Raw genomic sequence first — 3,831 nt, 5'->3', positions numbered from 1 at the left:
CCCTTCAGCTGTTCTGGGACGCGACGTTGGACGTCGCACCCAGGTAGTCGTCCAGCCAGGTGTCCAGCTGCTGGTAAGCCAGCCGCCGTGGCCCCGGCATCGACAAGAACACATCGTGCTTGGCATCGATCACCGGAATGATCGTGCTGCTGTTGCCGATGCAGCCGGCCCAGCGCGCGATGTGTTTGACGTCGAGCACCGCGTCGCCGCATTGCAGCGCGACCGCGTCCGACGACTCGATCACGCTGTGGTCGGAGCGCAGGATCAGGTTGGGCACGCCGACGTCGAGACCACGGTGCAGCTTCACCTGACCACTTCGCACCGCAGACAGCCAACCGAAAGTAATAGGGAAGCCGCCCAACGGTTTCCACTGCAGGTCGTAGTCGAACTCGCCATGGTAGTCGCGATGCAGGCTGGCCCCGTAACCGCCACCGCTCTCGTTGGGCGCGCGGGCAACGCGTTTATCGCCGGCGCGAGCGATCGCGGCAATCAGCGCCCTGGTCGGCGGCCAACGAAGCGGCATCGGGCCGGGCAGGTCCAGGAAAGGACTGTTGAGCACCAGTCCGGCCACTCGTTGCGGGGTTATCGCACCGCGTTGCCGCAGGCGGTCCAGCCACAGCGAGACGATCAGCCCGCCGGCGGAATGGCCGTACACCAGCACCCGGGCCGAACCCGTCTGCTGGCCGATGATCGCCAGCGCGCGGTCGAGCTCACGGTCGTAGCAGGCCAGGTCGGTAGTGAAGTGCGGGGTCAGCCCGCTGCGCGACGAGCGCCCACACTTGCGCAAGTCCAGCGCGTAGAAGGCGAACCCACGGCGGGCGAAGTGATCGGCCAATTCGGTGTGAAAGAAGTAGTCGGTGTACCCGTGTACCGCCAGGACGGCGTCGCGGGCAGTTGCGGCAGCAGCAGGAGAGCCACGGCGCAGCAGTGTCGCGTCGATGGCACCCTCACCGTCGGGATCGTCACCCAGCGGGATGGTGAGTTGCCAGTAGCCGGGCAGGACGTCGGGCTGCCAGCCAGTCACGAAAGCCAGCTTAAGGCGTGTCCGCCGCCGGGCCGGCTAGCCCCGGCCGGGGTAGGGCAGCGCTGCGATGACACCGCCGGCGTTGAGCGGCGGCCCGAGCAGGGCGGTCGACGTATTGGCGGCTGGGTTGTAGTCGAACAGCGCTTGGCCACCACCGCAGGCGGCCCGGCCTTGCAGGAGGAGATGGCCGCCGTTGGATCCGATCACCCGGACGCTGCTGTGCGCGTCGACGTCGGGCACGTCCACCGGAGTCGTCGTCCCCCCGACGGCGCTGAGCTTGCCGAGGTATTCGCTGCCGCACGCGCCCGCGACTTGCACGAACGTGTCTGACGGCAGCTGCCATGCGTCGAGGTCGCCGTAGTAGGGGCCCTGCCCGGTCAGCGGCGCGGTCAGCGCGGTGGGCGCCTCGCCGCTGACCGGGACGAGCCACAGCCGGGCCCCACCATGGCCGTTGCAGCGGGCGACGACCACGGTCGAGGTCTTGTCCCACCACCGCGTCGGCGCGCAGTCCTGCTCGCCGGTGATCGGCAAGGTCTTGCCGGCGGTCCCGTCGTTGCCCATCAGCGCGAGACCGGCCGCCGTGCCCAGCACGAGCTGGATCCCGTCCGGTCTGGAGAGGTACGAGCCCTGGAAGTCGTGGCCCACCGGGTAGGTCAGCTCCGGCCGGCCGGCCAGGTCGACCCGCTTCAGCCAGCCAGGCTCGGCGCCGTTCGACTTTGCCAGCAGGACGGCCTTTCCCTCCGGCCGCGAGTATCGAGCGGCAACGTCAAAGCTGTTGGCGCCGTTGTCGATGGTGAACGACGCCTGCGCTCCGCTACGCAGGTCGACGGTGGTGACCGTGTATGCGCCCGAAGGTGCCGGCGCGTACGCGTAGAACAGGGCGTGGGCTCCGTCGCCTGACCAGTCAGCCAACGTCGGGCTCGGTCCCTCACCGGGCGGCGGGAAGGTGGTGATCGGGTAGCGACCGCCTGCCGGGTCAACCAGGTACAGCGTGGTGGTCGCCGTCTCGGGTGTCGGCTGGCCCGGCGGCGGGGACCCGCCGGGCCGCTGGCCGGGAACAGGACTCCAGGTGGCGAGCAGCCAGCCGGGGCCGACCTGCGTCCACGGGATGGTGCCGGTCGCGGCCTCGACACCGCGCGCCGCTGCCTGGGTGATCGCCGTCGGCGTCGACGTCACGGGGCTGCCGGCTGTTCCGCTCCCGGACCGTGTCGATACCGAGCATCCGCTTACCAGTACCGCCGCCAGCATTGTTGCTAGCAGCCGATTTTGCCAGCTCATGGGGCACAGCGTAATAAGCGGGGGCGGTCGGGTCGGGATAATCTGGCGATTGGTACAGCTCACTCGACTGCAAAGGAAGATTGGCTCGGTGGCAGGCCCGCAGACAAGCACAACCTCGCAGGTCGACGCTCTGCTGGTCGGGACCGGGATCATGAGCGCGACGTTGTCCGCGCTGTTGCGCCGGTTGGAGCCGGACTGGTCGATCACCGTGGTCGAGCGGCTCGACGGTGCCGCCGCCGAAAGCAGCGACCCGTGGAACAACGCCGGCACCGGACACGCCGGTCTGTGCGAGCTCTTCTATACGCCGCAGCTACCGGACGGTTCGATCGATATCACCAAAGCGGTGCGGGTCAGCGAGCAATTTCAGGTAACCCGCCAGTTCTGGGCCTACGCGGCCGAGCACGGCATGGTGTCGGACGTCCGCGGCTTCTTGAACCCGATTCCACACGTCAGCTTCGTGCAGGGCGCCGAGCGCGTCGACTATCTGCGGCGGCGCCACCGCGCCCTGGCCGGTAATCCGCTGTTCGAGCGGACGGAATGGATCGACGACGCAGACGAGTTCGCTCGGCGGCTGCCCTATATGGCCGCCAATCGCGACCTCGGCGAACCCGTCGCCCTCACCTGGGCCGCCGACGGCACCGACGTCGACTTCGGCGCACTGTCGCGGCAGCTGATCGGCTACGGCGTGCGCAACGGCACCCGCGCATTGTTTGGCCACGAGGTCCGCAACCTGGCCCGTCGTCGCAACCGCAGTTGGGCGGTGAGCACACGCAACCGCCGCACCGGTGAAAACCACACGCTGGAAGCCAAATTCGTCTTCGTCGGCGCGGGCGGGCAGGCACTGCCGTTGCTGCAGAAGTCCGGCATCAAGGAAGCCAAGGGTTTTGGCGGCTTCCCGATCGGCGGGAGGTTTCTGCGCAGCGGCGATCCTGCGATCGCGCAAGCACACCGGGCCAAGGTCTACGGACTGCCGGCGCCGGGCGCACCGGGAATGACGGCGGCGCATCTGGACGCCCGCATCGTCAACGGCAAGCCATGGCTGCTGTTCGGACCGTTCGCCGGGTGGTCGCCGAAGTTCCTCAGACACGGGCATGTCAGCGATCTGCCACGATCCGTCAGGCCGGGCAATCTGACGACGATGATCGGGGCCGGCGTCACCCAGCTGGAGCTGGTCGGCTACCTGATCGGCCAGCTCCGGCGGTCGGAGCCCGACCGTCTTGATGCGCTACGCGAATTCGTGCCCAGCGCAGTGGATTCCGACTGGATCCTGACAACCGCCGGGCAACGTGTACAGGTGATCCGTCCGCACAAGCATCGAGGCGGAGCGCTCGAGTTCGACACCACCGTGCTTGCCGCCGACGACGGCAGTATCGCCGGGTTGCTCGGAGCGTCGCCGGGCGCATCGACCGCGGTGCCGGAAATGCTCGGCGTGCTGCAGCGCTGCTTTGCCGACCGCTATCAGGCATGGCTGCCTACGCTCAAGGACATGGTGCCGTCGCTCGGGGCCACTTTGTCCAACGAGCCCGCGC

3 protein-coding genes are annotated in these 3,831 nt (G+C 68.4%); 1 reads left to right on the top strand and 2 read right to left on the bottom strand.

Annotated features, from left to right (window positions below):
• Positions 1 to 4 precede the first annotated feature (4 nt).
• Both WAO18_RS15285 and WAO18_RS15280 read right to left on the bottom strand, forming a co-directional pair.
• Positions 5 to 1,024, bottom strand: coding sequence for an alpha/beta hydrolase (locus WAO18_RS15285; RefSeq protein ID WP_422207101.1), 1,020 nt, complete (start codon positions 1,022 to 1,024; stop codon positions 5 to 7).
• A gap of 36 nt (positions 1,025 to 1,060) precedes the next feature.
• Entirely contained in the window at positions 1,061 to 2,302 is a 1,242-nt protein-coding gene (locus WAO18_RS15280) for a hypothetical protein (protein ID WP_422207100.1), read from the bottom strand.
• Between the two features lie 151 nt (positions 2,303 to 2,453).
• Between WAO18_RS15280 and mqo the strand changes: the two genes are divergently transcribed.
• On the top strand, positions 2,454 to 3,831 hold a 1,378-nt coding region (gene mqo / locus WAO18_RS15275; protein ID WP_422207102.1), incomplete at its 3' end, for a malate dehydrogenase (quinone).

The sequence above is a fragment of the Mycobacterium sp. genome, assembly GCF_049278535.1.
In the GTDB taxonomy this organism is placed as follows: Bacteria; Actinomycetota; Actinomycetes; order Mycobacteriales; family Mycobacteriaceae; genus Mycobacterium.
Note: the sequence above shows the minus strand (reverse complement) of the source record. Positions and strands in the feature narration are given on the sequence as shown.

What these genes read in the sequence shown, in the direction of transcription:
- WAO18_RS15280 (WP_422207100.1), bottom strand. Translation starts at nt 2,302, where the DNA reads ATGAGCTGGCAAAATCGGCTGCTAGCAACAATGCTGGCGGCGGTACTG.